At 41.5% G+C, this 25,776-nt stretch carries 23 protein-coding genes; 14 read left to right on the top strand and 9 right to left on the bottom strand.

All coding sequences use genetic code 11. From position 1 onward, the window contains the following. Positions 1–4: 4 nt before the first annotated feature. From NSTC731_RS02670 to rdgB, 5 genes are all read left to right on the top strand, one after another. Positions 5–2,311 carry a hypothetical protein gene (locus tag NSTC731_RS02670; RefSeq protein WP_445629508.1) on the top strand — a complete coding sequence of 769 codons (2,307 nt, stop codon included), beginning with the start codon at positions 5–7 and terminating at the stop codon, positions 2,309–2,311. Further along, the gene (locus NSTC731_RS02665) at positions 2,289–2,942 is read left to right on the top strand and encodes an OmpA/MotB family protein (protein WP_445629507.1); all 654 of its coding nucleotides are present in this window, start codon (positions 2,289–2,291) and stop codon (positions 2,940–2,942) included. Before NSTC731_RS02670 ends, NSTC731_RS02665 begins: the two co-directional genes overlap by 23 nt. Positions 2,943–2,968: 26 nt before the next feature. Next, the gene (locus tag NSTC731_RS02660; RefSeq protein WP_445629506.1) at positions 2,969–4,354 is read left to right on the top strand and encodes an EH signature domain-containing protein; all 1,386 of its coding nucleotides are present in this window, start codon (positions 2,969–2,971) and stop codon (positions 4,352–4,354) included. A 300-nt stretch (positions 4,355–4,654) separates the two neighbouring features. Continuing rightward, the gene (locus NSTC731_RS02655) at positions 4,655–6,091 is read left to right on the top strand and encodes a phosphoglucomutase/phosphomannomutase family protein (RefSeq protein ID WP_445629505.1); all 1,437 of its coding nucleotides are present in this window, start codon (positions 4,655–4,657) and stop codon (positions 6,089–6,091) included. 82 nt (positions 6,092–6,173) lie between these two features. Further along, the gene (rdgB, locus tag NSTC731_RS02650; RefSeq protein ID WP_445629504.1) at positions 6,174–6,755 is read left to right on the top strand and encodes an RdgB/HAM1 family non-canonical purine NTP pyrophosphatase; all 582 of its coding nucleotides are present in this window, start codon (positions 6,174–6,176) and stop codon (positions 6,753–6,755) included. On the opposite strand, the gene NSTC731_RS02645 is transcribed toward rdgB, so the two are convergent. From NSTC731_RS02645 to thiD, 4 genes are all read right to left on the bottom strand, one after another. Next, a complete protein-coding gene (locus NSTC731_RS02645; RefSeq protein ID WP_445629503.1) occupies positions 6,739–6,867 on the bottom strand; it encodes a hypothetical protein in 129 nt (42 codons plus the stop codon). The two genes, rdgB and NSTC731_RS02645, sit on opposite strands and share 17 nt — an antisense overlap. A gap of 27 nt (positions 6,868–6,894) precedes the next feature. Then, complete coding sequence (locus tag NSTC731_RS02640; RefSeq protein ID WP_012410794.1) at positions 6,895–7,233, bottom strand: P-II family nitrogen regulator; 339 nt, start codon at positions 7,231–7,233, stop codon at positions 6,895–6,897. Positions 7,234–7,596: 363 nt separating this feature from the next. Next, positions 7,597–8,199 carry a hypothetical protein gene (locus tag NSTC731_RS02635; protein WP_445629502.1) on the bottom strand — a complete coding sequence of 201 codons (603 nt, stop codon included), beginning with the start codon at positions 8,197–8,199 and terminating at the stop codon, positions 7,597–7,599. Between the two features lie 199 nt (positions 8,200–8,398). Next, positions 8,399–9,232, bottom strand: a complete 834-nt coding sequence (gene thiD / locus NSTC731_RS02630; protein ID WP_445629501.1) for a bifunctional hydroxymethylpyrimidine kinase/phosphomethylpyrimidine kinase — start codon at positions 9,230–9,232, stop codon at positions 8,399–8,401. Positions 9,233–9,743: 511 nt separating this feature from the next. On the opposite strand from thiD, the gene NSTC731_RS02625 reads away from it, so the two are divergent. Together NSTC731_RS02625 and NSTC731_RS02620 are read left to right on the top strand one after the other, a co-directional pair. Beyond that, positions 9,744–9,905, top strand: a complete 162-nt coding sequence (locus NSTC731_RS02625) for a hypothetical protein (RefSeq protein ID WP_445629500.1) — start codon at positions 9,744–9,746, stop codon at positions 9,903–9,905. A gap of 231 nt (positions 9,906–10,136) precedes the next feature. Continuing rightward, positions 10,137–13,022 (top strand): choice-of-anchor D domain-containing protein, encoded by a 2,886-nt coding sequence (locus NSTC731_RS02620; protein ID WP_445629499.1) that lies wholly within the window; start codon positions 10,137–10,139, stop codon positions 13,020–13,022. A gap of 336 nt (positions 13,023–13,358) precedes the next feature. Here the strand turns inward: NSTC731_RS02620 and NSTC731_RS02615 are convergent, their stop codons facing one another. Beyond that, on the bottom strand, positions 13,359–13,787 hold the full coding sequence (locus tag NSTC731_RS02615; RefSeq protein ID WP_445629498.1) for a hypothetical protein: 429 nt from the start codon (positions 13,785–13,787) through the stop codon (positions 13,359–13,361). A 118-nt stretch (positions 13,788–13,905) separates the two neighbouring features. On the opposite strand from NSTC731_RS02615, the gene NSTC731_RS02610 reads away from it, so the two are divergent. Continuing rightward, positions 13,906–15,756: a S8 family peptidase gene (locus NSTC731_RS02610; RefSeq protein ID WP_445629497.1), complete on the top strand. Its 1,851-nt coding sequence runs from the start codon at positions 13,906–13,908 to the stop codon at positions 15,754–15,756. A gap of 108 nt (positions 15,757–15,864) precedes the next feature. Further along, positions 15,865–16,098, top strand: coding sequence for a hypothetical protein (locus tag NSTC731_RS02605; RefSeq protein ID WP_445629496.1), 234 nt, complete (start codon positions 15,865–15,867; stop codon positions 16,096–16,098). Here NSTC731_RS02605 and NSTC731_RS02600 read toward each other — a convergent pair. Beyond that, a complete protein-coding gene (locus tag NSTC731_RS02600) occupies positions 16,085–16,408 on the bottom strand; it encodes a thioredoxin family protein (RefSeq protein ID WP_185580382.1) in 324 nt (107 codons plus the stop codon). The genes NSTC731_RS02605 and NSTC731_RS02600 overlap by 14 nt on opposite strands. A gap of 206 nt (positions 16,409–16,614) precedes the next feature. Further along, a complete protein-coding gene (recA, locus tag NSTC731_RS02595) occupies positions 16,615–17,694 on the bottom strand; it encodes a recombinase RecA (protein ID WP_292865143.1) in 1,080 nt (359 codons plus the stop codon). A gap of 613 nt (positions 17,695–18,307) precedes the next feature. On the opposite strand from recA, the gene NSTC731_RS02590 reads away from it, so the two are divergent. After that, a complete protein-coding gene (locus NSTC731_RS02590; protein ID WP_445629495.1) occupies positions 18,308–18,901 on the top strand; it encodes a restriction endonuclease in 594 nt (197 codons plus the stop codon). A gap of 17 nt (positions 18,902–18,918) precedes the next feature. On the opposite strand, the gene NSTC731_RS02585 is transcribed toward NSTC731_RS02590, so the two are convergent. Both NSTC731_RS02585 and NSTC731_RS02580 read right to left on the bottom strand, forming a co-directional pair. Then, a complete protein-coding gene (locus NSTC731_RS02585; protein WP_445629494.1) occupies positions 18,919–19,905 on the bottom strand; it encodes a DNA-methyltransferase in 987 nt (328 codons plus the stop codon). Between the two features lie 50 nt (positions 19,906–19,955). After that, positions 19,956–20,198, bottom strand: coding sequence for a helix-turn-helix domain-containing protein (locus NSTC731_RS02580; protein WP_445629493.1), 243 nt, complete (start codon positions 20,196–20,198; stop codon positions 19,956–19,958). 292 nt (positions 20,199–20,490) lie between these two features. Here NSTC731_RS02580 and xseA point away from each other — a divergent pair, with 292 nt between their 5' ends. The 4 genes from xseA (at position 20,491) to NSTC731_RS02560 (ending at position 25,027) form a co-directional block, all read left to right on the top strand. Then, positions 20,491–21,759: an exodeoxyribonuclease VII large subunit gene (xseA, locus tag NSTC731_RS02575; protein ID WP_445632261.1), complete on the top strand. Its 1,269-nt coding sequence runs from the start codon at positions 20,491–20,493 to the stop codon at positions 21,757–21,759. After that, positions 21,752–21,979: an exodeoxyribonuclease VII small subunit gene (xseB, locus tag NSTC731_RS02570; protein WP_099102361.1), complete on the top strand. Its 228-nt coding sequence runs from the start codon at positions 21,752–21,754 to the stop codon at positions 21,977–21,979. Before xseA ends, xseB begins: the two co-directional genes overlap by 8 nt. 319 nt (positions 21,980–22,298) lie before the next feature. Further along, a complete protein-coding gene (locus NSTC731_RS02565; RefSeq protein ID WP_445629492.1) occupies positions 22,299–24,557 on the top strand; it encodes an ATP-binding protein in 2,259 nt (752 codons plus the stop codon). After that, positions 24,554–25,027: a response regulator gene (locus NSTC731_RS02560; RefSeq protein ID WP_445629491.1), complete on the top strand. Its 474-nt coding sequence runs from the start codon at positions 24,554–24,556 to the stop codon at positions 25,025–25,027. Before NSTC731_RS02565 ends, NSTC731_RS02560 begins: the two co-directional genes overlap by 4 nt. Positions 25,028–25,776 lie beyond the last annotated feature (749 nt).

Here is a 25,776-nt window from a genome sequence, read left to right as displayed (position 1 = left end):
CAGCGTGGAAATAGCAAAAGTTTGGGGCATTATTTGGCATAATGAGCCTTTTCATTGGGCAATTGCTTTTGTGTTAGTATTCGCAATTCTTGTCGAGCTTTACACATTATGGTTGTATTGGCTATTAGAATGTGGCACAACTGAAGCCACAATTAAATTTTTGAATAATTTGAAAAAGGATAAAAATGTAAAGCTTTCAAACAAAGTCCGCAAATGGTTAGCAGAGCATTTAGGAACCGATGATATAAGCAGAATAAGAATTAGTCAACAAGCGCAAAAAGATGGTAATTTTGTACTTGTAAAGTATCCATCTGTCTTAACCCACCCAATACCTCGTAGTTCGCTACGTTTCGTGACAACCTTATGTACTGCCATTGGTCTTTTAGGAACCTTTTATGGTATCCAGCAGGGACTTCAAGGAATCAATTTATCTACAGAAAATACCCAAGAACTGATGACTGCCAGTAAAGAGCTACTGGTTGGAATGAAAACAGCTTTCTCCACTTCCATGATTGGGCTTGGTTCTGGTAGCTTGTTTACTCTAGTTTTGTTTGGATGTGATTCGCTACGGCAGAAACGGCGCGATAGTTTGCGTCGGAAATTGAAGGCGATCGCAACTTTAAAAACGGCAGATAATAGCAATCATGAAATAGCTGAAGCACTTGGTCTTGTAGCAAAAAACTTGACGGGGTTCAAGCAGCTAAATGCGGAAGGCATTGGCCAAGCTGTAGGTAAAAGTATTGCAGAACAGTTCGCTGGGTTAAATGAATTATCAGCCCAAGCTATTGGTCAATCTGTAGGAGACCAAGTGCAAACCGGGATCTTACCAGCGTTGCGAGCAATTTTCAAAGAGCAGCAACAACTTCGACAACTTCAAGAAAATCAGGGACAGAGAGTTTTAGAAGAACTCATCAAGGATATGCGAGTTCAGGTACTCGAACCTATTGCAGATCGACTAGATAAAAGTGCAAAATTAACCGAGCAAGCTTCCACAGCAGTGCTAATACTGCATAAAGAACTCGGTGGTATCTCTCAAAGTTTGGCAAGTTCCATCCACACAATTCAAAACTTTCAAGAAGAGACTTTAATAGAACTCCAGAGATTTGCTAACAATTTGGGACAAATTCTCAATCAATTTCAAACAGATACAAAAGGTGTTTTAGAACAAACAGCGCAGGAAATTAATCAAGCTATAGACCAGAGTATTCAGGGAATGACAACCCAGCGAAGTGCTTTTGAAGCAAGTGCAGTACAAGCTGCTGCTACGTTCCGAGGTATTCGAGAAGAACTGCAAAAAGCCTTACAAGAACGCGCAATAGTAGAACAGCAAATGCTTCAAGGATTTGCTAACAATATGGGACAAACTTTGAGTCAATTCCAAACTGAAACTACAGGAGTTATACAACAAACAGCCCATGAAGTTAATCGAGCGGTAGTTCAGAGTATCGAAGGAATGACAGCTCAACGAAGTGCTTTTGAAGCAAGTGCAGTGCAAGCTGCTGCTACCTTCCGAGGAATTCGAGAGGAACTGCAAACAGCCCTACAAGAACGCGCAGCGGTAGAACAGGAGATACTTCAAGCTACTCGGACTGGAATTATCCATATTCTCACCCAAGCAAATAGAACCTTTCATGAGCAAACTAATACTCTAACAATAGTGGGGAATCAAGCTTCTGATTTGATGAATGGTGCGAAGGATAATCTTCTGGCTACTTTAGTAAATATTGATGGAACACTCACAGCAACTCGCCATACAGTAGAAGATGATTTGACAAGATTTAGGGAAGAATATCAAACAAATTTGCAGACATTCTTTCAACAACAAAACAACTTACTTGAGGGCACGTTAGGTAAACAACGGGATGGATTATCTGAAGTTGTAAAAACTCTCGAAAGAGTCTTCCGAGAGGAATCTCAAAGGCGTAGTCAATTGACTCAAGAAGTAGACGAAAGTATGACTAAAATTCAGGTTTCTGTCGAACAAATTAACAGATTAGTTAGTGCGGCTGGATTAAACGATACACAACGACTAATGCAGCTACAAAATCTTGCTCGTGGTATTGGACAGGAAGTACAAAAAGTAGACAATTTATACAGGGATTTGACTCAAAAATTTGACTATAGCCTTCAATCTTGGCAGGGTCATCTTGAAGTTTCCATGCAAAGGGCTGTTGATTCACAGGTAAACTTTTTTCAACAAGCAGATACTTCTATGTCTAGAGTTTGCGGACGTTTACTACAGACAGCAGAAGTGCTGGCTGCTGCACATGATAACCGCAAATTTAATAATGGTGGAAGCAATCATGGATGATTTTGTTAGAGGTGAAATTGATGCAGAGATTATAGAGGATGATGAATCTAGTATCTATCTGTCTATTGCCGATATGATGTCTAGTTTATTAATGTTTTTTGCTTTGCTATTTATCACTACACTGCTCCAGCTTGCACAAAAAGATGTACCAAAACGAGTAGTAATTGGTAATGTTGTGGGACAAATGAAAAGCAATAATATCAATGTCAAAGTCAACCCTGAAACTGGAGATGTTAGTATCCAAGAATCAATTTTATTTGCTCAAGGAAGTAGAGAACTGAAACCAGAAGGTAAAGCCTTCCTACGCAGGTTTATTCCTGTTTACAGTGGTGTAATTTTTTCCAAACCAGAATTTGAGAAGGAAATTAGCCGCGTAGTTATAGAAGGCCATACAAGCTCGGAAGGGGACGACAAAACTAACCTAGAACTAAGCTTGTTACGGTCAGCATCAGTTTATCGATACATTTTTTATGACATGAATTTCCCTACCCAAACACCTTTAAGTCAAAAAATATTAGCAGCTGGTCGGGGAGAAATAGAAGCTGACAAAAAACGTGATAATCCAGGCGATCGCAAAGTAGTTTTCCGCTTTCAGTTTCGCAGTGATGAGTTAAAAAAAAGATATCACTAAAACCTCTCTTTAAAGGTCAATAAATCTTGAATTTTGAGTTTTCTATTCCTTCCCTACCTGAAACTCCCCAGTGTAGCCCTAATCAACTGATTCAGCTTGCAAAAAACTTACCAGATGCAACAATATCAATACCAAGTGTTGATAAAGTATTGCAAGCTATTGAACAGGGTAAAGCCGATCTAGTAAGTAACTTGGACTGGATTTACTGTATCCATGCTAAACCACAATGGGATCGGCAAAATATTGACCAATTTTACAAAACATCAGCAGCAATTTGGAAAGTAGCAATTTCTAATTCATGGTTGCAACATCAGCTATTGTGGCGTTTAGCTCTTTATTATGGCGATCGGCAAGAACATATCTTAGCACAGTCTCTAGTTGAATCTTTTGATGTCTTTGCTAATTCTGACTTAACTAGTCAGTTCTTACCAGTTAAAATTATTAGGGCGCTTCGCACTACACAAGCAGGTAGAGAACTGGCGAAAATTTCTTGTGAAAAGCGTGTTAATAGAACTGGATTGCTAAACAACATCCGAGAGTATTTACCTGTTTGGATTCCATTATTCACTGATTTTATAGAAGAGATAACGCCATATTTTACTACCATTAGTTCTCCAAATTATCAGCAGGTTAATTGGCTGTTAGTTTGTTTAGATGAAATGTCAGATATTCAGCAAATCAAGGCTGTTAATTATTTGCTAACTAATGTTTCCAATAATATAGCAACCAATCATTCGTTACTGGTTGATTGGTTGCGAAAAAATTATAGAAATGGTGAAAATTGGTATAAACTTTCAGATCCAGCAAGGCAAAAACTTCGAGACTGGATTGGAGGTATCAATTATGGTGATTTCCAAAAGTTAGTAAATCTCATATTGAACAGGCTCGATTTACAAAACTTTGAGTCAAATCGGCTATGTAGTCGCAGGGACTTTTGGGCTAATTACAGTAACCGCTTTGAACGCCTTCGCATCTTATTACCCAAGACATCACAAATTGCTATCGGGTATCAAGTACAAGATGATGTCGATCTATTAGAGGATGATGGTAGCGATTCCACAGAGATTTGTATATTTGATTTCGGTGAGTGGTTTGTAGTCGAATTCTTTCGTGGAAGGGGTAGTGAGACGCGCTTGTTTCCGAAAAATTCTAGAAATGAGCAAATCCTTTTTGGCGAATCCACACTTTCAGTGAAACGGATTCGCTGCTTGGGTGGCGATAAACACGATCATGTATTTATTTGGCAGTTTTTTTGCCGCCAATGGCTTGCAAATAAAGGAGTTAATCCAAACCCAGGTACTGAACCATACACAAATCCGACAGCAAATAAATTGCAACAGCGAGAAAACAGGCTTGAGGGGTGGAAAAGAGAAATTGAATATCTAGAACGGGAAGCTAGAGCCTACGTGTGATGTTAGAAATAGTATTTGAACGCGATGTACAACTTCATACTCTCGCCTCTCTCGTTACACCATTTTAGTCTTGCCACACCACTACTTAAGATTTACCATTTCGCTTTGAAATAGCACAGTTACTTATGCTGTTGACTGTTGATATTAAATGTCAACCGTCAACAGTCAACAACCAATACGAAAAGATGTGCTGCGTATGTGCCATAGCTTATCACTAGTACATGTTAATACTATATTCTTTTTTTACTTTATACACTGTATAAATGCTAAAATCCTCAAGTAGACAGTTAGGATACCTAGATGCCAGTTGTAGCTAACTCAATCAAGTTTGGTACAGACGGCTGGCGGGGCGTTATTGGTGACGAGTTCACCTTTGAACGTCTAGCCCTGGTCGCGCCAGTTGCCGCAAAAGTATTATATGATACATATTTTTCTACAGTGGGTAGCCGGACAATAATTGTCGGTTACGATCGCCGATTCATGGCTGAAGACTTTGCTCGTGCTGTCGCCGATACTGTCACTGCTGTCGGCTTTGATGTGCTGTTGAGCGAAACTTATGCCCCAACCCCAGCTTATAGTTGGGCAGCAAAAGAACTCAATGCTTTAGGGGCGCTGGTAATTACAGCCAGCCATAACCCTGGTTCATATTTGGGTTTAAAAGTCAAGGGCTATTTTGGTGGATCGGTACCGCCAGAAGTCACAAAAGAGATAGAAGCACAGTTATCGGTTGGAGTACCACTAGCAGCAACTCCAGGGAAGCAAGAGAAATTCGATGCTTGGCCTAGTTATACCCAAGCACTAGAAGGTAAAGTTGATATCGCCAAAATTCGAGAAGCGATCGCATCTGGCAAACTGACATTATTTGCCGATGTCATGCATGGTGCTGCGGCTGGCGGATTGGCGAGACTACTAGGCAATCAAGTCAAAGAAATCAATAGCGATCGCGATCCCCTATTTGGTGGCGGTGCGCCGGAACCCTTGCCTAAATACCTTTCAAAGTTATTTGAAGTCATCAAGACTCACCGAGAAACCGATAAATCGGGTTTAACAGTGGGGTTGGTATTTGATGGAGACTGCGATCGCATTGCAGCAGTAGATGGAGAAGCTAACTTCCTAAGTTCCCAAGTATTAATCCCGATATTAATCGACCATTTAACCCTGCGGCGCGACTTTAAGGGTGAAATAGTTAAAACTGTTAGTGGTTCAGACTTGATGCCGCTTGTAGCAGCACTACATAATCTGTCAGTCTTTGAGACAGCAGTTGGTTATAAATATATCGCTGACAGAATGTTAGTAGCAAAAGTGTTACTGGGTGGCGAAGAATCAGGAGGAATTGGCTATGGCAGCCATATTCCCGAACGCGATGCGCTGCTGTCAGCTTTATACGTCCTAGAGGCGATCGTAGAATCTGGTTTGGATTTAGGTGAGTATTATCGCTACTTGCAGAAACAAACAGGGTTTACCTCAGCATACGATCGCATTGATTTACCCTTAGCAAGTATGGAAGTGCGATCGCGTCTTTTGCAACAACTGCAAACCCAACCGTTAACGGAAATTGCAGGGAAAGCAGTGATTGATTGCCAAACAATTGACGGCTACAAGTATCGTTTAGCTGATAAAAGCTGGTTAATGATTCGTTTTAGCGGGACTGAGCCAGTTTTACGCTTATACTGCGAAGCCTCAACAATTGAGCAAGTGCATCAAACTCTTGCTTGGGCGAAACAGTGGGCAGAGTAAAATTAGTGAGGAGTTGAGAGTTAGGAGTTAAGAATTAATAACTCATAACTTATCACTCCTAACTCCTAACTGATAACTTTTTATGACATTACTTGTAGTAGCCACAGGAAATCCTGGTAAGTTGCGGGAAATGCAAGCTTACCTAGAAAATTCCGGTTGGGAATTAACCCTTAAACCTGAAGAGTTGGAAATTGAAGAGACGGGCGAAACTTTTGCCGCTAACGCTTGTCTAAAAGCGTCACAAATTGCTAAAGCTACAGGAAACTGGGCAATTGCTGATGATTCAGGCTTACAAGTAGATGCCTTAAATGGCGCACCAGGGGTGTATTCTGCACGTTACGCCAAAACGGACTCAGAACGGATTGCTAGGTTATTGAAAGAATTAGGCAATGAGGTAAATCGACAAGCTCAATTTGTTTGTGCAGTAGCGATCGCTCGTCCCGATGGTGGGATCGTATTAGAATCTGAAGGTGTTTGTCGCGGCGAAATTCTCCACGCACCTCGTGGTGATAGTGGTTTCGGCTACGATCCAATTTTTTATGTGCAAGAGTTGCAACTAACTTTTGCTGAAATGACACGGGAGTTGAAGAGGTCAATTAGCCATCGAGGCAAGGCTTTTACAGCTTTACTTCCGCAACTGGAGAGAATTAAGAGACGCGATTAATCGCGTCTGTACAAAAGTTAAGAGTAGAGACGCGATTAATCGCGTCTGTACAAGAGTTGGGAGTTATGAATTCTGCTAAATCTTCATTCATTAGTCCAGACTCACAACTCATAACTTTTAACTCTTAACTCATAACTTTTTAAACTGCTTCTGTGTTCTTTTCGCCAGTGCGAATCCGAATCACTTGCTCAACAGGCGAGATGAAAATTTTACCATCGCCGATTTCACCAGTTCGGGCAGCAGCAATAATTTTGTCTACCACCATATCAACCTGATTGTCGTCAACTACGATTTCCACTTTGAGTTTTTGGAGAAACTCAACGGTGTACTCAGAACCACGATACCGTTCAGTTTGACCTTTTTGCCGTCCGAACCCCCGGACTTCAGAAACAGTCATGCCAACAATACCAGCGTTAACTAAAGCAATTTTCACCTCATCTAGCTTAAATGGGCGGATAATAGCTTCTACTTTTTTCATCTTCTTGACTCCTGACTTCTACTAGCTTCGTTTATATATCTAACCAGATCCGCTGTCCGAAGCTGTAACTAGCAGTGCTTTTCCTAAAAAATATGTAATAATTACAACTTTTTTTAAGTGTAAGTGCTTTACTTGAGGGTTTATGACATAACAAGCGGCAAGGATTTATTAATTGGATAATCTTTGAGGTTCTAACATCAAGAAGTTGCTGTCAATTTAGCATTTTATGTAGCTTTTATAACCTAAAAATAGATTGTTTCCACCATTTAGCAGATTTGTTTGGATATTTAGAGAACGATCGCAGCCAAATTATTATACGCTAGCCCGAAAGCCTGCTACTGCTGCTGACTGTGGGAATGTCAACTAACGTTTCTGGTGTTCAAACAAGGGGCGCACAACGAAATATCCAGCACTAAAAGCAGTCAACATGATTAACAAGATGGTAATAATTAACCACCAGCCATTGAGTCCCTTGACATCTGGCTCAGTAGTGGAATAATAACTGACTTGTTGCTCTTCGATAAAAACTGGTTCTGATATCGGAAAATTCATTGCCATTACAGGTGCAGAAAAGTCTTGGCGGCTTTTTTTAGCTGGTTGTTTGGACACAACAGATGGACGCGAACGAGAAACCTGCTGAGGTGAACGCGCTTGTGTTACTGGCTGTTTGGCGGTACTTTTAACGTCACCAGAAGCTTGATTAGCTTGGGGATAATTAGCTGTAGTATGGGCGACAAAATTTTGCAAACGAGAAAATGACTCAACTACTTTGGTAATTTCTTGGCGTAATAGTTGATTTTCTTGTACTAGTTGCTGGTTTTGGGTAGTGAGTGCGTTTAGCCTCGCCTGTGCTGCTTGCAACTCTGTTGACAATTCCCTGTATACAGATAGTGGTACAGAGGGAGAATAGGCTTGAGTTGTCGGTGTTGGCGAATTTCTGTGAACAGAACCTATGGTTGTTCGCATCGGGGGCTTGGTATTAAAAATTAAAGTAATTAGATCGTACAGAGATGCTAACAGAGATAGTCACCCCTGAAACTATGCCCAAGAATAATAGAAAAATACCGAAAGGGCAAAGATTTTTTATTTGGGCATTGGAGATGAGGTACTGAGAAAACTTTTCTCTAGTCCCCATCCCCAATGCCCAGTCTTCAATCCCTAATCCCTAGTCTCTAGTCTCTAGTCCGCACAATGGGAAGAAGTGTCCCACAGGGCCTTGTCCTTCGCCAATATCTAGGGCGTAAGTGAGTGCGGTAGTCACATATTCTTTTGCCTGTTGCACTGCCTGCCACAAATCTTTTCCTTTAGCTAGATTAGCAGCGATCGCAGCCGATAGTGTACAACCAGTACCGTGGGTATTTTTTGTCTCTACTTGCTGGCAAGTCAAAACTTCCAACTTGTCCCCATCAAACCAGATATCAACGCCACGCAAATCCCCCTGCATACCTCCGCCTTTGACTAAAACAACCTTTGTCTTTAAAGTCTTGTAAATAATTTCAGCAGCAGCTTGCATATCCTCTAAAGAATTAATTTGTAAACCGCTCAAAATCTGAGCTTCATAGCGATTGGGCGTAATCATAACCGCTTTGGGAATCAAGGTATGGCATAAAGTCTTTACAGCATCATCATCAATCAATTGTGCTCCCGTGCGTGACACCATTACTGGATCGACTACTAAATTATTGATTTGTAAAGCTTCCACTTGCTGGGCAACAGCAAAGATAATTTCCTGATTGAGCAACATTCCAGTTTTGGCAGCTTGTACGCCAATATCCTCAACTACTGCCTGAATTTGCGCCACAACAGCCTCTGTTGGCATAGCATCAACCCTCTTCACTCCTAGAGTGTTTTGTGCCGTGACGCAGGTTATAGCACTAGTACCGTGGACACAGTGAAAAGCAAAGGTACGTAAATCAGCTTGAATTCCGGCACCGCCACCGCTATCTGAACCAGCAATGGTTAAAGCAACAGGTATTCTGGAGTTTATTTCAGCGTTCATATTATGAAGATTAAGTAAGTTGGTGTCATCACAAACTATCTCAAAGATTGATGAACTAGGCTAAAATCCTCTTTCTTCCTGTGCGATCGCCACCACAACCTGACTTGAGAGTTCTGAATTATTTAGAGAAACTTCATCAAATCCTTGCACAAAGCACTTTTTATGCTCATATCACTCTAGAAATTAATCGAACTCCACCAGACATATCCATAATTTTTTTAATCTTGTTGTAAAAAAATTTACTATATTACGGGCTTTCACTGATATCAAGTGCTATTTGTAAAGGTTAGTTTTAATTAAGTTCACAACGCTCAGTTACACCGCTTAAAACAGGTTCAACTAAGTTGTTACATTAGTCCCCTTAAGTTAAAGGGTCAACCTCACTAAAGTTTCAACCAATTTAACTTCGATCGATTTTTAAGTCCCCAGTTATCAGCTAAGGGTGAATTTTACCATGCAGATTTGGCAACCTTCTGACCTAAAACAACGCATAAAGTTCAGAGGAATTACTATGCCAAATACGATCGTTTTATTAAAAAAAACAGATGCTAAAGCTGGTTTACAAAGAGCAGCAATGTCTACAATGGGCTACGCCTACGCAGCTGCTAAAGATGAAGTCTGGAGTAGAAGTATCTACGCGCTAATCGTCCAATTAATCTCAACAAAACTCTGACGATTGACGGTATTGATATTCCTGATTTAACCATTAACGGTTGACAGGAGAAAAGTTTTTCAGGTTTATAACAGCGTTTCTACAATCGACGCGATTTGAAGTCGCGATCGGATAACTGCGACTGTCCTTAACAGTGCAGATAGATGACTCATTCAAATCACTACTTAACAACTGAAGAAAGTTGCTGAGATTGTACTACCAATTTCCCTTACACATATTCGGAGTAAACAGATGGCTGGCAATACATATTATGTTTCTGCAACAGGCAGTGATAAAAATAATGGCTTAGACAAAGAATCTGCATTTCTTAGCTTGGGTAGAGCTGTGTATGAGATGAAAGCAGGCGACACTCTCTACGTCATGAATGGAAATTATCAAATGAAAGGGATTACGCTTTTTAACTTGAATGGCTCACCAGATAACTGGACAACAATAAAACCTTATCCAGGGGCTAAACCTACCATAACAACAACGGGAAGTGGCATTAATATATTCAGTTCATCCTACGTGCGGATTGAAGGACTTAATATAAAAGGCAATCGGGAAAACGTCACTCTCGAATATGCCTTGCAAGAGAAGGATAACCTGAATAACCCCTTGACCAATAGTAATGGTATTGCTGTTAATGCATGGAAAAACGCTGATGGTGTAGGTGGTACTAATCCCCATCATATTGTCATCACTGGTAACACAATCCGTAACTTTCCAGGTGGAGGCATAGCATTCAGTAATTCAGACTATATAACTGTTGAGAAAAACATTGTGTCTGGAAACGCTTGGTATTCACCTCACGGCAATCAGGGAATAACCTCTCTTAACAGTTTTAATTTTGATAACAATACCACTGACTACAGAATGATTTTTCGAGACAACATTGTCTACGATAACCAAAGTTTAATTCCGTGGAAAAATGGAGGCACTGACAAAATCACTGAGGGACATGGGATCATGCTTGATACTACCGATATCAGCAAAGATAATGTGGCCTATACAGGTAAGGCATTAATTGCAAATAACATCACTTACAACAATGGAGGTGCAGGTATTAATGTTTTCAAAGCTAACAATGTTGATGTAATCAATAACACAGCTTACAAAAATGCCCAAGTCCTTCCAGATTCTGGAGAGATTGGTGTTACTTACTCGGAAAATGTACGTGTCTACAACAACATTTTATATGCAAACGACAATCAATATGCTAACAGAATTAAGTATGACACAAATGTCACCTTTGATCGCAATCTTGTTTATAACTCGAACCTCTTCCAAGCTTCAGATAATTTAAACGCTACAGGGTTACAGAATCTTTTGGGTCAAGATCCTCAATTTGTTGATGCAGACAATGGGAATTTTGCACTCAAACCTGGAAGTGTTGCGATTGATGGTGGTTCTAATGCCTTCAATAGTATCACTAAGAGGACTCCTCAAGATGGTGATGGGAATGGCAGTACAGTCATTGATATTGGTGCATACGAAGCTCCCCGCAGCTCCACCAAAACCCCAGAAATTCAAGTTCTCAATGGCAATGTTGACATTATAGATGGCAACACCGCTATTAACTTTGGCGAGACTCTTGTTGGTGAACCCTTGATTAAAACCTTTACTATCAAGAATACCGGTATAGCTGCACTCAACCTAAGCAATCTTAAACTTCCCGACGGATTTAGTTTGGTTGGAACTCTGCCAACGAGTGTGGCTGTTAATGCTTCCACCACCATATCGGTGGCACTCAATCCCACTGCACCCGGCATCTATAGTGGCAGCCTCAGTTTAAACAACAACGACGTTAATGAAAACCCCTTTGACTTTGCCATTAGTGGCACAGTTTATACCCCGGAAATTCAAGTTCTCAATGGCACTGTTGACATTACAGATGGTGACACCACCGCCATTAACTTTGGTGAAACGACTGTTGGTGACACCTTAACCAAAACCTTTACTATCAAGAACACCGGTACAGGCGCACTCAAGCTGAGTAAACTTGAACTTCCAGATGGATTTAGTTTGGTCGGAACTCTTCCAACAAGCGTGGCAGTTAATGCTTCTACTACCATATCGGTGGCACTCAATCCCACTACATCCGGTAGCTATAGTGGCAACTTCAGTTTAAAAAACAACGATATTGATGAAAGCTCCTTTGACTTTGCCATTAGTGGCACAGTCAGACCCGCTCCTGTCCAGGGAATTCAAGTTCTCAATGGCACTAACTCCAATGACACCTTTACTATCCGACGAGGCGATGGCAATTACAGCATCACCGACTTTGGCGGTGTAGGTACTAGTTCAAACCCTTCGGCTGCGGTAATTGCCAAAGTAGATACCCTGCAATTTATTGGGACTGAATTAACTGCAAGGAATCTGCAATTAACTCAAAATGGCAGCAATTTAGAAGTCAGCTTTGGAAATGTGGCTAATACTAAAGTCACTCTGCAAAACTTTAAGTTAGAAAACTTAGACAACTTAGCCGCATCGACAACAAAACCTGCCATTGGCAATATTATCTTTGACGGAGAAGACAGTGTTACCAAAAGCTTTGATGTAATTAATGCCAACTCCACTCAACCGTATATTTCTACAGCAAACACTGTTACTTTCCTCAATGACTTGGACAATAACATCAGCGGTTTTTACGCTTCCAACGATGTGATTAATGGTCAAGGGGGTAATGATACCATCAATGGCAGCGGTGGTGACGACCTACTGCGGGGTGGTACTGGCAACGATCTTCTCATTGGTGGACAAGGTAACGATACTCTTGTAGGTGGTATCGGTGCTGACTCTTTCCTCTACGATACCAATTCCATTTTTAATAGTGCGGTTGTGGGTATTGATACTATCGCTGACTTCAATCGCTCTCAAGGTGATAAGATTATCCTCGATAAGACTACCTTTACTGCTATTACTTCTGTTGTGGGAACGGGTTTTAGTAACGCCAGTGATTTTCAAATCACCAGTTCAGGGGCACTTAGCAATGCTGTAATTGTTTACGACCCTATGACTGGACAGTTATTTTACAATCAAAATGGTAGCGCTGCTGGTTTCGGCAGTGGTGGTCAATTTGCACAACTTACTGGTGCGCCCAATCTTACTGCCTCTGACTTTATCATTCAAGCATAGCTAGGTCGGGTCAACTGAGTAAAAGTGTAATCCAAATATGAATCGAGTTTTAAGGCGGCTTTCAATTAGATAGACCACAGCCATAGGGGCACAATAAACATAGGAGTGAAAAAGAATGTAGAGATGTAGCACGGCTACGTCTCTATAAGGATTTTGGATTACGTATATTGAATTTATGAAGATGTTTAATAAATGGTAGTCAAGTAAAAGCCATTCCAAAAAACATCTTTCCAATAAAAATGTCGTTGTCCATGAATAATATCACCACTAGCGATCTAACTTTTTGACCATAAATAGCCGTATTATTTGGAACTTATAGTTTTAATATAACTACTGCTATGGTTGCGATCGCAAGTCTTGTAATACTCCCTGCAAAAATTTCCCCCATTCTGCTGCCAAAGGAATTTCTGTAAACGGAACCCGCACTGAGTTAGTAGATTCAGAAAATAGAAATTCTAATTCTATAGAACGACCTTTCTCCGGCGGATTGTTTACATCTACTGGTTTTTCATCTACTAAAACCTGGATTTGTTTGATATCAAGCAAAGAGAATGTTTCTAGTTTAATAGGCCCTTGAGGCGTGGGTTTTCCCCAAGTTATATTGTTGTCTTTTTGACCTAATACAGCATAAATATCATACTTGGCTCGTTCAAATTGCTCTGCCCAAGTGCGATAGGCTTCGACTTTTTGATACTCCTTCGAGCCTTGCCAAGCCAACCAGAAAAACATTACTAACAGCGGCAACCACAAAAGACCACGTTCCATCGTTAAAAAAATCCTCAGTTTTGAGTGAAACTTGTAACTAAAAGTGCAAAATCTACCAACAAGGGGTGCAGATAAGTTATGGTATGAGCAAACTGGCAAAAAGCGGTGATGAGTTAATATGAGAAAACTTATATTATGGTGCTTGTTTGTCATTGGGCTGGGAGCTGCCATATTTGGTTTCCTGAATTTCCAGGGATTGGCAGCTAAAGGAGAGTTTGAGACGATTTTGCTTGATTTCCGCGAAGATATTCCATCACTTGTAGTGGAACAGGATTTGCAAGCGATCGCCAAACAATACAACGTTACACCCCAATTAGACAACAAGTTTTCCAAAAAAGATAATGTGTATATTATCAAAGGCGATCGCCAACGGCTCCAAGAACTGAAAAAATCTCAGTTTGCCCAAGCGACAGAATTCATTGAACCAAACTATATCTACAACAAGATTCCCCAACCAGGTAAAACCGCTTGGCTAGGTGAATTTTTAACACCCCAAGAAGATGAAGAAGCAAGTCCTTCATTAACTGGCCCTAATGACCAATATTACAGCAAGCAGTGGAACTTGCACAAAATCGGTATTGAAGGCGCATGGAGTCAAACCAAAGGCAGTGGCATCACAGTCGCAGTCATTGACACCGGGATTACCAAGGTTCGGGACTTGTATGAGACAAAATTCGTCAAGGGCTATGATTTTGTTAACGACCGAGAAGAAGCCACAGACGATAATGGTCACGGTACTCATGTTGCCGGAACTATTGCTCAAGCCACAAATAACAAATATGGCGTCGCTGGAATTGCCTATGAAGCCAGTCTGATGCCCTTAAAGGTACTCAGTTCTTATGGCGGTGGTACCGTTGCCGATATTGCCGAAGCGATTAAATTTGCTGCTGATAAAGGCGCAGATGTGATTAATATGAGCTTGGGTGGTGGCGGTGAAAGCCAGTTGATGAAACAAGCGATCGAGTATGCTCATAGAAAAGGTGTTGTTATTATTGCCGCAGCCGGTAATGAAAACGCCAATGGAGCAAGCTATCCAGCTCGCTATCCCTACGTCATCGGTGTTTCGGCAATTGGCCCAGATGGCGAAAGAGCGCCCTATTCTAACTTTGGTGCAGGGGTAGATATCTCTGCTCCTGGTGGTAGTGAAGCTGGTAAAATTCTCCAAGAAACCATCGATGAAAAGGGCGAAGGCGTATTTCTCGGTTTTCAGGGTACAAGCATGGCTGCTCCCCACGTTGCTGGTGTTGCGGCATTAATTAAAGCTGCTGGCATCAAAGAACCAGATGAAGTCTTAAAAGTCCTCAAGCAGTCAGCACGAGTGATTCAGGATGATGGTTTGAACTATTATGGCGCTGGACAACTCAATGCAGAAGCAGCAGTCAAACTAGCCTTTAGCGGACAAATTAGTTTCCCTGATTTCTTCCGGTGGTTACGGGATAGCGGCTATCTTAACCCCGGCTTTTGGATTGATGGTGGTGCGGTTGCACTGTTACCCAAGATTTTAATGGTAGTTGGTTCCTATCTGCTGGCTTGGTTTTTACGTGTTTACTTCCCCTTCACTTGGAGCTGGTCTTTATCCAGTGGACTAATTGCCGGTAGTTCTGGGTTATTCTTCCTCAAAGGAATCTATATTTTTGATCTTCCCCAATGGCCTTTCCGGGTTTTGGGCAGTTCAATTCCTGAGTTAGGCAATACTCTCCAGGGAACTGATGCATTAAATCCCTTATTTGCTAGCGTACTAATTCCCATTGCGTTAATGGCATTGCTGCTGGGACATCCTAGTTGGAAATGGTTTGCCATTGGTTCAACTTTAGGTGTAGCAGCGTGCTTAACTACAAGTGCGTTTTTCGAGCCGACAGTTTGGGGATTGGGAAGTGGTAACTTAGCACGTCTCTTCCTCATTGCTAATGCCCTAGTCTGTTATGGACTCGTTCGTTTAGCATTAAAAAACGAAGAGAAAATTGCGTAAACGAAGAGTGGGGAGTGGGAAAGAATTCTTAATAACTCCCTACTCCTAACTCTTGTACAGACGCGATTAATCGCGTCTCTACTCTTAACTCAGCACTCAGAAACTTTTATGAGCATTACAATTACAGGTACAATCGAACGTCGTGATATTGGTACAGGCGCATGGGCGTTAGTTACAGAAGAGGGCGTTACTTACGAAATCCTCAGAGGGGCTGACAAAGACCTACTCAAAGCCGGACAAAAAGCAAAAGTTAAAGGACAGGTGCGTGAAGATATCATGACAACTGCCATGATTGGCCCTGCCTTAGAGGTCAAATCTTTTGAGGTAATTAGTTCTGATTAGCTGTGGAATCTAGAACTTCTTGCAGACGACTTCTAAACTCCCCTTTGGGATGACCTCCTTTCACTTCACCAACAATCTGAAATTCCCCCTCGGGAGAATTGCAGATAATGTAAGTAGGCCATCCCATTTCTGATTTATCGGGATATTGAGTCAACAAAATCTTGCGATACTTGCGGTAAGCAGTCGTATCTTGCATTTTTACATCGATAAATTCTAAACCCAGTTCTTCAGCCACCTTTTTGTCATAAAAAGACATTTTGTGGCAGATGCCGCACTCTTCTGAAGAGAACTTAATTACAGCTAAACTCATGGGTTGGCTACTCTTTGATTATAAACAAAGTTTTTGAGCATAATGCCATGAAATATTACCATATAGCTGGTCATTAATGTCAATCTAAGGCTGAAACCCCGATCTAGTATTTTTTCCTTATCCAAATCTCGATAAAAATAAGGTGCGTTAGCTTTCTTTGTAACGCACCATCTATTAGCAATTGCAGATTAATAAATCCGCATTCTTTATTCTTCTGGCTCTAAATCGACTTCTTCCTCTTCATCTTCGTCACTGGCTTTAGCTACGGAGTTAGCAGAAACAACAGCGCCTTTATCTAGCTTTTCACGCACCAGTTTCTTAATTTCTTCAGCAAATTCAGGCTTTTCTTCTAGATACTTAATGGCGTTGTCTCGTCCTTGAGAGATATTATCGCCGTTGTAACTATACCAAGCTCCTTTGCGAACAATGATGCCAGTTTCTTCTGCTAAGTCAACAAGACAACCCAAGGTAGAAATGCCTTTACCAAAAATAATGTCAAATTCCGCTATTCTAAAAGGCGGCGCTACTTTATTTTTGGCGACTTTGACTTTAACGCGATTACCAAATTCATCAGTACCTTTTTTCAAGGTTTGAATTCGGCGAATATCCAAGCGCACCGAAGCGTAAAATTTCAATGCGTTACCGCCAGTAGTCGTTTCTGGGCTACCGTAAGTAACACCGATTTTTTGCCGTAACTGGTTGATGAAAATTACTGTACAACCAGATTTACCAATATTGCCAGTAATTTTACGTAGGGCTTGGCTCATTAACCGCGCTTGCAGACCAACGTGAGCATCGCCCATATCGCCTTCAATTTCAGCACGGGGAACCAGCGCTGCTACTGAGTCTATGACTACAATATCAACCGCAGCAGAGCGAACAAGTTGATCGACAATTTCTAAAGCTGATTCGCCAGTGTCAGGTTGGGAAATCAACAAATTGTCAATATCTACACCCAATGCAGCAGCATAAGTAGGGTCTAGGGCGTGTTCAGCATCAACAAAGGCAGCAATACCGCCATTTCTTTGCACTTCGGCGAGCGCGTGTAGCGCTACTGTAGTTTTACCAGAACTTTCCGGCCCATAAATTTCAATTACCCGCCCCTTGGGTAAACCACCACCCAATGCTAAATCTAGGGTAAGCGCTCCACTGGAAATTGTTTCCACCCGCATCCGGGTAGCATCGCCCAAGCGCATGATTGCTCCTTTACCAAAGCTGCGCTCAATCTGGTTTAGCACCATAGTCAGTGCTTTTTGCTTGCCAGAAGTATCGGTGTTGATAGCCATTCCTGCCTCTAATGCCTCTTAATATATGGTTTTAAGGAGTGTTGGTGTCGGAGTTTGAGTAGAACAGATATACTATTTTAACCAGAAAATTCTGGAATAGGACTTCTCAAATCAAAAAAGGGGTGTGACAAGATCGTAACTCGATCGCTACCAAATTAGGGTAGCTCTGCACAATGATACCAACTTACATTCAGAGATAGCTTCTTTTTGGCTGGGTAAGCAAGGGTTTTCAAAGAAAAATTATTTAAGCAACACAGGCAATGGTATTCAGCATATCATCGATAGGATATAAGCATCATCGGGTAAGGGACTTCCAACTAAAAAAATACCCATCGCTTTGGTAAGCAGAGGAGGAAAAATCTAAGAGCTAATTTGTAAACTCAAGTAAAGTACTTGTCTTGCAAGGATTTCAGGAATTTGAGTCAAAAAAATACTTATTCGCTGAAACTCAGACCTAGTAACGAGTTGAGTATCCTTCAGATTTTCTTTACGAATCAGCTCTAACGATCGTCTTCGCTCTTAAAAATTGAATAATTTAATTTCTGGAATTCCCTAAAAAGAAGATATAAATGGCTTCTAGGGTGGTGGCAACAAAGTCAAGTGAGAGTTAGTGATGAAGATTGTTCAAGAAGTTTCTTTAATTAGTGTTGGAAGTTTTGAAGAATCAAACGATTGGTGTATCATTCGCACTGAAATTCGTGATGCTATCTCTCTAATTGTCTATCCTCCCGGTACATCCAGCTTTACAATCAATCCAACAAGACATGGGAATGGTGTCAAGCCAATTAAAGAAGCTTGCATGATTGCGTTAAGAGATCGGTTTGGATGGAGTCTTGAAACTCGAATTAAATATGCAACTAAATCACCAGGAAAGGTTGATGCAACAAAGATCATTGACAATTATCTTTTCGCTCTTGAGTGGGAAACTGGTAATATTTCCTCAAGCCATCGAGCAGTCAATAAAATGATTCTCGGATTACTACGTGGTATTTTTCTAGGTGCTGCCTTAGTACTCCCTAGCAGAAAACTTTACCCTTACCTGACGGATCGAATTGGGAACTACGAAGAGTTAGAGCCATACTTTGATGTTTGGCGGGCAGTTCAAATCCAAGAGGGTTTTCTTGTAATCTTTGTAATTGAACACGATCGCTTAGATACCAATGTACCAACACTTACTAAAGGTACTGATGGTCGTGCCTTGGTCTAAAGTTTCCTGCATACATTCTACGTAGAATAAGGAATTGGAAGTTGTAACGCAGTTGTGTTGCTTTGTTTTAATTTCTTGCTTCCTCTTGCCGATTCCCATTGTTCTATGATGCCATTAGCTAGATCGGTTAATCGTTCTAGCGCTGGATGTGTATCCCCTATTTCTGAGCCAATCCAGTAACGTTGTAGTTTTTCTGCTGCGTAAAATGTAGTGCCAGAGCCTCCAAATGGATCAACCACAATTTGACTCGGATTAGATGCCATTGCAATAATTCGTTCTAGCATAATGGGGGCAAGTTCGTTGGGAACTCGTTTTTTGTGCCGACGATGCCGAACTGGTGGAATGTCAGTCCATATTTCCTCTGTCAATGTCCATAAAACCTCATTAAATTCGGTTTCAGAAGCATCTTTCCAAACGTCTTCTGGCGCATCCCAAACATCCATTAAGTTGATACCTTTCTCATTAAGTTTTTTGCGATGCCCACCATAGTCACGAATTTCTCCACCACAATGTCGGCAAACTTGAATGGGTGTGTAGACTTTGTTAAAGACTGCTGGTTCTCCTTTGGTGTAGTAAATTAGTCCGTAGTGAGCAGGAGACATCTTCTTACCTCTTGGAAAAGATTTTGGCATTCTACAAGCAATCCAATGCCGAAAACACATCCCTTGCCTATTGAGGTATGCACCATACTCTATGCACCATTTGGGTAAATTGAATATAAATAGACTTCCACCTGGTTTAAGGACTCGAATGCTCTCACTAAGCCACTGTTGCGACCATATTAAATATTTATCTGCCTCCATTTGATCGCTTACACCTTCACCATATTCTTTACCAAGGTTAAAAGGTGGGTCAGCAAATACCAGATCCACAGACTCATTAGGCAATGCTGAGAGGAGTTTAACACAATCTCCCTGATAAAGAATTCCATACTCACTTTTATAAATCTGTTGCAATCCTTGTTGAGTTGCAACATCAGTCGCAATCAGTTGAAAAGGGAGCATTGATTTTACCTTTAGTATTTTATTGTAGCTTGAGTTTACAAACTATATTGTCAATTGTCAATAGAGTTTTTCTGAGAGGTTGTACTACGGGGTTGATAGGGTTTTCCAGTAGGCTGATTCTTGTATCTCTCTACTTCAGCAACTTCTATGTAATAATAACGCCCTAGTTTGCAGGCTATAATCTGACCATTCTTAATTAAGTCGTGTACTCGTTGACGGGTTATACCAAGTAACTTGGCAGTTTCAGCTACAGAGACTAATTCAGAACTTTTGTTAGAAGCAGAGTCTGTCATACATGTTTTCTTGAGCAAGATTTACATTTTAGTCGGTAAGCGCAATGATGTTGACATCCTCACAGACAAGGGAGGCGCGGTGATTCTGGAGTAATAAGTAATGAGTAAATACCCATTTTTCATCCACTCATTACTTCAAAATCATTACTTGAAAGCATTACGTGAAGCACGGGGTTTCAAGCCCATTTTTCTGATGATGTCTACAAAAGATTGAAGCGTTTACTCGGTTAAACTTCGGGTTTCATTAAAAATGCTAGAATCGCTCCAGCACAAATGCTTTCAGGCATCTTTGATGACTCTCGACCTTCCCGACTCTCTGATTCTCGATACTGCGCTTTCGGTTTCTGGATTAACTGACTATATCCGTTTGCTGTTAGAGCAAGATGAACAATTGCGGCAAGTTTGGGTAACTGGCGAAGTTTCCAGTGCTAACAACCATCGCAGTGGGTTGTTTTTCACGCTGCAAGATCCCGATCGCACCGCCGGAATTAAGTGTGTAGTATGGAATAGCCAATTGCCAAAACTCGCCCAAATGCCTGTTCCTGGCGAACAGATAATCATTTTGGGCAGCATTCGCGTCTATCCGCAACGGGGAGAGTATCAGTTATCAGTTTGGCAAACTCTACCTGCTGGTGTTGGTTTACAGGCGCTACGCTATCAACAACTCAAAAATCGCTTGCTGGCTGAAGGATTATTCGACGCGCAAAGAAAGCGATCGCTCCCCACTCACCCCCAAACGATCGCTGTCGTCACTTCACCAACGGCTGCTGCTTGGGGCGATATTCAAAAAACCCTCAAACAAAGGTATCCAGGTTTACACGTTTTATTTTCTCCCGCGACCGTACAAGGCGACCAAGCTCCAGAATCTATCGTCAAAGCAATTGAGCGGGTGGAAAGAGATGGTCGCGCCGAAGTGCTAATTTTATCGCGTGGTGGTGGCGCGGTTGAGGAGTTGGCTTGTTTTAATGATGAACGAGTAGTGCGATCGCTTGCTAGTTGTTCGATTCCGGTAATTACTGGGATCGGCCATCAACGAGATGAATCTTTAGCAGATTTAGTTGCAGATGTCTGCGTGCACACACCCACTGCGGCAGCAGAAATGGTTGTACCAGCACTTTCAGAGTTATATACTGAACATCGGCAGCGAGTTGTCGCTTTACATGAGGCGGTGCATGACTTTAGGGAAAATGCTGAGAATAAACTGCAAGTATTACGTAATCGTTTGCGACGTTTGCGGTTAGATCGGCAAGTGCAGCAGGAAGTGGAAAAGCTTGCTTGGAAGCGTCAGCATTTGGTGCAAATTACCACGGGTCGATCGCAGCAAGCAACGCAGCATTTAGAATTATTGCGGCAGAAGTTGGCTAGTCTTGATCCGAAAGCGGTGTTACAGCGTGGTTATGCGGTGGTGAGAAGGGAAGATGGGGCGATCGCTCGTTCGGCAGCAGAGTTGGCTGTGGGGCAAGAGTTAATCATTCAATTGGGGCAAGGTGGGGTTAAAGTGAAGGTTATGGAAGTGAACGAACCGCACAGACGCAGAGGACGCAGAGAGATTAATGGTTAAACGTAAAGGTGCTTCTAGTTCTGAGGAAGGTTGGAATTATGAGGCGAAGGTTGCTGAAATCGAGGGAATTATTACTCGCATTGAGGCGGGTGAATTGGAATTGGAAGCTGTGTTTGACCAATTTGCAACTGCTGTAGAGTATTTGCGTCAGTGCGAAGGTTTTTTGCAGCAGCGACAACAGCAGGTAGATTTGTTGATTGAAACATTAAGCCAAGAGTAGATGCCGGAGACTCTAGTTTGAGTCTAGGCTAGTAGTGTGAATATAGGAGTTCGCTTTTAAGTGAGGTACAAAATACAGGACTCAAAATCTCAAATATAACGCAAAACAGTTCAGAATGAGCAACAAAACACTTGTAAAGACGGCGATTTATCGCGTCTTTTAGAAACGGCGATTTATCGCGTCTTTTAGAGACGGCGATTTATCGCGTCTCGAAAACCCAAAATTGTTGCCAGTAGCCCTTAACTCAAGCGTATTGAGATATAAAGAGTTTTTGCCTCCTTGAAACCAGAGTTCTAATTAGGAGTTGCATAAACAGAGAATGACTGATGAGATCATTGATTTGACAAACTGCGATCGCGAACCGATCCACATTCCCAGTTTGATCCAGCCTCACGGGGTTTTATTGGTTTTGCAAGATCCCACGCTGGAAATCGTTCAGGTGAGCAGTAATACTCAGCAAGTTATTGGTCGTCAACCTAATGAATTGCTGGGCAAGTCGCTATCAGATTTACTCAATGTCAAACAAATTAAACTAATTCAACAATGTCTGTCAGAGGATTTTGAGAGCGTTAATCCCCTAAATATAATCATCAAACATCAAAATAAATCAATTCATTTTGATGGCATTGTCCATCGTTTAAATACTATTATTATTCTGGAATTGGAGTCGAAAAAAGCGAAGGAAAAAACAGGTTTTTTTGACTTTTATCAACAGGTAAGAGGAACCATTACCCGCATTCAGAAAGCACCAACATTGCTGGAAATGTGCCAGATTGTGGTGACAGAAGTTCGGCGAATCACTGGCTTCGATCGCGTTATGGTCTATCGATTCGATCGCGAAGGAGCAGGCAGGGTCATCGCTGAAGATACCAATCAGGAAACGCCCTATTTGGATTTACACTATCCGCCCTCTGACATTCCCAAGCAAGCCCGACACCTATACACCTTGAACTGGCTGCGGCTAATTCCAGATGCTAGCTACCAGCCTGTCACCTTAATTCCAGCGAACAATCCTTTGACAAATCAACCGCTCGATTTGAGTTTATCTATGTTGCGGAGTGTTTCTCCAATTCATCTAGAGTACCTGCAAAATATGGGCGTGACTGCCTCTATGTCTATTTCTCTGATGCACGAGCAAAAACTTTGGGGATTGATTGCCTGTCACCATTCGTCACCCAAATATATTTCTTACAATATCCGCACCATCTGCGAATTCATTGGACAAGTGATGTCTGTGGAACTGGCAAATAAAGAAGCAAGTGAAGATATTGATTACAAAAGTCAATTAAAGTTATTACAAACTCAATTTGTCGAAGGCTTGTCTCAGGCTGAGTATTTCCTGGATGGGATGGTGCAAATGAAATCTCAATTACTCAATCTGGTCAGCGCCACAGGAGCGGTGATATGTAATGGCGACCAGTATATTCAAGTGGGTAAAACGCCATCACAGTCAGAGGTTCGCGCCTTACTTGATTGGATTAAACCTCAACTGCATCATAACTTGTTTGAGACGCGATCGCTTACGAAAAATTACCCTGCTGCCGAGTCATATAAAGCGATCGCTAGTAGCGTGTTAGCTCTGGAAATTTCCAAAGTTCACCACAATTATATTCTCTGGTTTCGTCCAGAGGTGATTCAAACGGTGAATTGGGGCGGCAACCCCAATAAGCCTGTGGAAGTTTTCTCAGATGGCAGTTTGAGAATGTCTCCTCGCAAATCCTTTGAATTATGGCAAGAAACGGTGCAAGGAGCTGCCCTACCCTGGAAACCCTGTGAAATTGAGGTGGTTACTGAACTGCGAAGCCTGATTGTGGGCGTTGTGTTACGGCAGGCAGACAAACTGGCATCGATGAATTTTGAATTACAACGGAGTAACGAAGAACTTGATTCTTTTGCCTACGTTGCCTCCCATGACCTCAAAGAACCGCTGCGGGGCATTCACAACTACGCTAACTTCTTAATGGAAGACTATGCAGATGTACTAGATAATGATGGAATTGCTAAACTGCAAACCTTGGTGCGGCTGACGCAGCGAATGGAAGACCTGATTAATTCTCTCCTCCATTTCTCGCGGTTGGGACGCGCCGAACTGATCAGGCAATCAGTGAATCTGAATGAGTTAGTGCCCCAGGTAATCACCATTTTGACCATTTCCCGACCGCAGAGCGAAGTTGAGTTTCGCATTCCTCAACCCCTTAAGAGCGTTCAAGGCGATCGCGCTCAGATCAATGAACTGTTTAGCAACCTGATTAGCAACGCTATTAAGTACAATGATAAACCGGAAAAATGGGTCGAAATAGGTTTTATTGAAGGCAATGGCGAAAGCAAAGTTGCTTCTAATTCTGTAACTTTCTACGTTCGTGATAATGGTATTGGCATCCCCCAAGAACATCTCGACAAAATCTTTCAAATCTTCCGCCGCTTACATGGACGGGATGACTTTGGCGGGGGGACTGGCGTAGGGTTAACCATTGCCCGGAAAATTGTGGAACGTCATGGTGGTAGAATTTGGGTGGAATCTACACCTACTGAAGGTAGTATGTTTTACTTTACCCTGTCGGCGGAGGCAAATACATGACTCAAATTTCAGCCTCCCCGATCCTGGAAAAGCCACTACTTTTAATTGTCGAGGATAGCAATGAAGACTTTGAGGCACTGCAAAGATTTCTAGGGCGCTCTGCCATTGCGATCGCTATTCAGAGGTGTGTGAATGGAGAAGAAGCCTTGGCGTTTCTTTATCGCACTGGTAGCTATGTGGAGCGCAAAAGTGCCCTCCGTCCCGGCTTGATTGTGCTTGACTTGAACCTACCCGGAACCGATGGACGAGAAGTGTTACGCCGGATTAAACAGGATGACAACTTGAAAATGATTCCGGTGGTGGTGTTTACTACTTCTAACAATCCCAAAGATATTGAAGTATGCTATCAATATGGTGTCAACAGCTATATCGTTAAACCAATCAATTTTGCTCAACTGAAACGAGATATTCAGATGCTTGTGGAATATTGGTTTGAAGTGACGACACTGCCTGATTATCCCAAGGATTAGTCATGAGTCAGAGATCGTGCATTGTCTTAATTGTTGATGATTGCCAGAAGATTGAGAACTCTATCTACGGTATTTACTGCGTGACCAGGAGTATTCCCATAGCATTTTAGCTCGACTTTATCCACGATTAAGAACTCGGTTTTCTGTATCCGGCAAAAACCCTAGCTTTTTAGCAAATAGTTTTTCCACATTACAGATTATCGATGAAGTTAAAAAGTCAAACTACTGTCCCATAAAAGTTGCATTCAAAAATAGAGCATTTTGCGATCGCACTTGCAGAATGTGGATTATATCTTATATATAGGAATCATATTTGATTTTTGAACAAGACTCAGTACGGTATCCCTTCTTTCCTATTCCCTGCCCAAGCAAGTAAATTTAAGAATCAAACCGGATTGCTATATATATTACTTATTGAGTATATTTGCAATTGTAATAATGGCGATCGCATTCAGTTTATAACCGAATTTAAACACAAGAATATTAGAAGATTCAAATCCCCTAATTATCAGCTTTACAGCGATTTTATTTCTGCCAAATGATTGAGGATTGCTATTACGATCTTCATAGAAAATTTGTATTATTGAATCAATATTTATAGATGATTCTCTGGCAAAAATGATATAAATTTTATAAGTAAGTTAAGAATTAAATTATACATTAGAGCGAGCGAATAAGTTAACGCAAAGCAGATGTAAAGAGCGAACCAATAAATTTATCAAATATGCTAAAATCCTGGGATAATCAGG

The sequence above is a fragment of the Nostoc sp. DSM 114167 genome (genome assembly GCF_052692655.1).
Note: the sequence above shows the minus strand (reverse complement) of the source record. Positions and strands in the feature narration are given on the sequence as shown.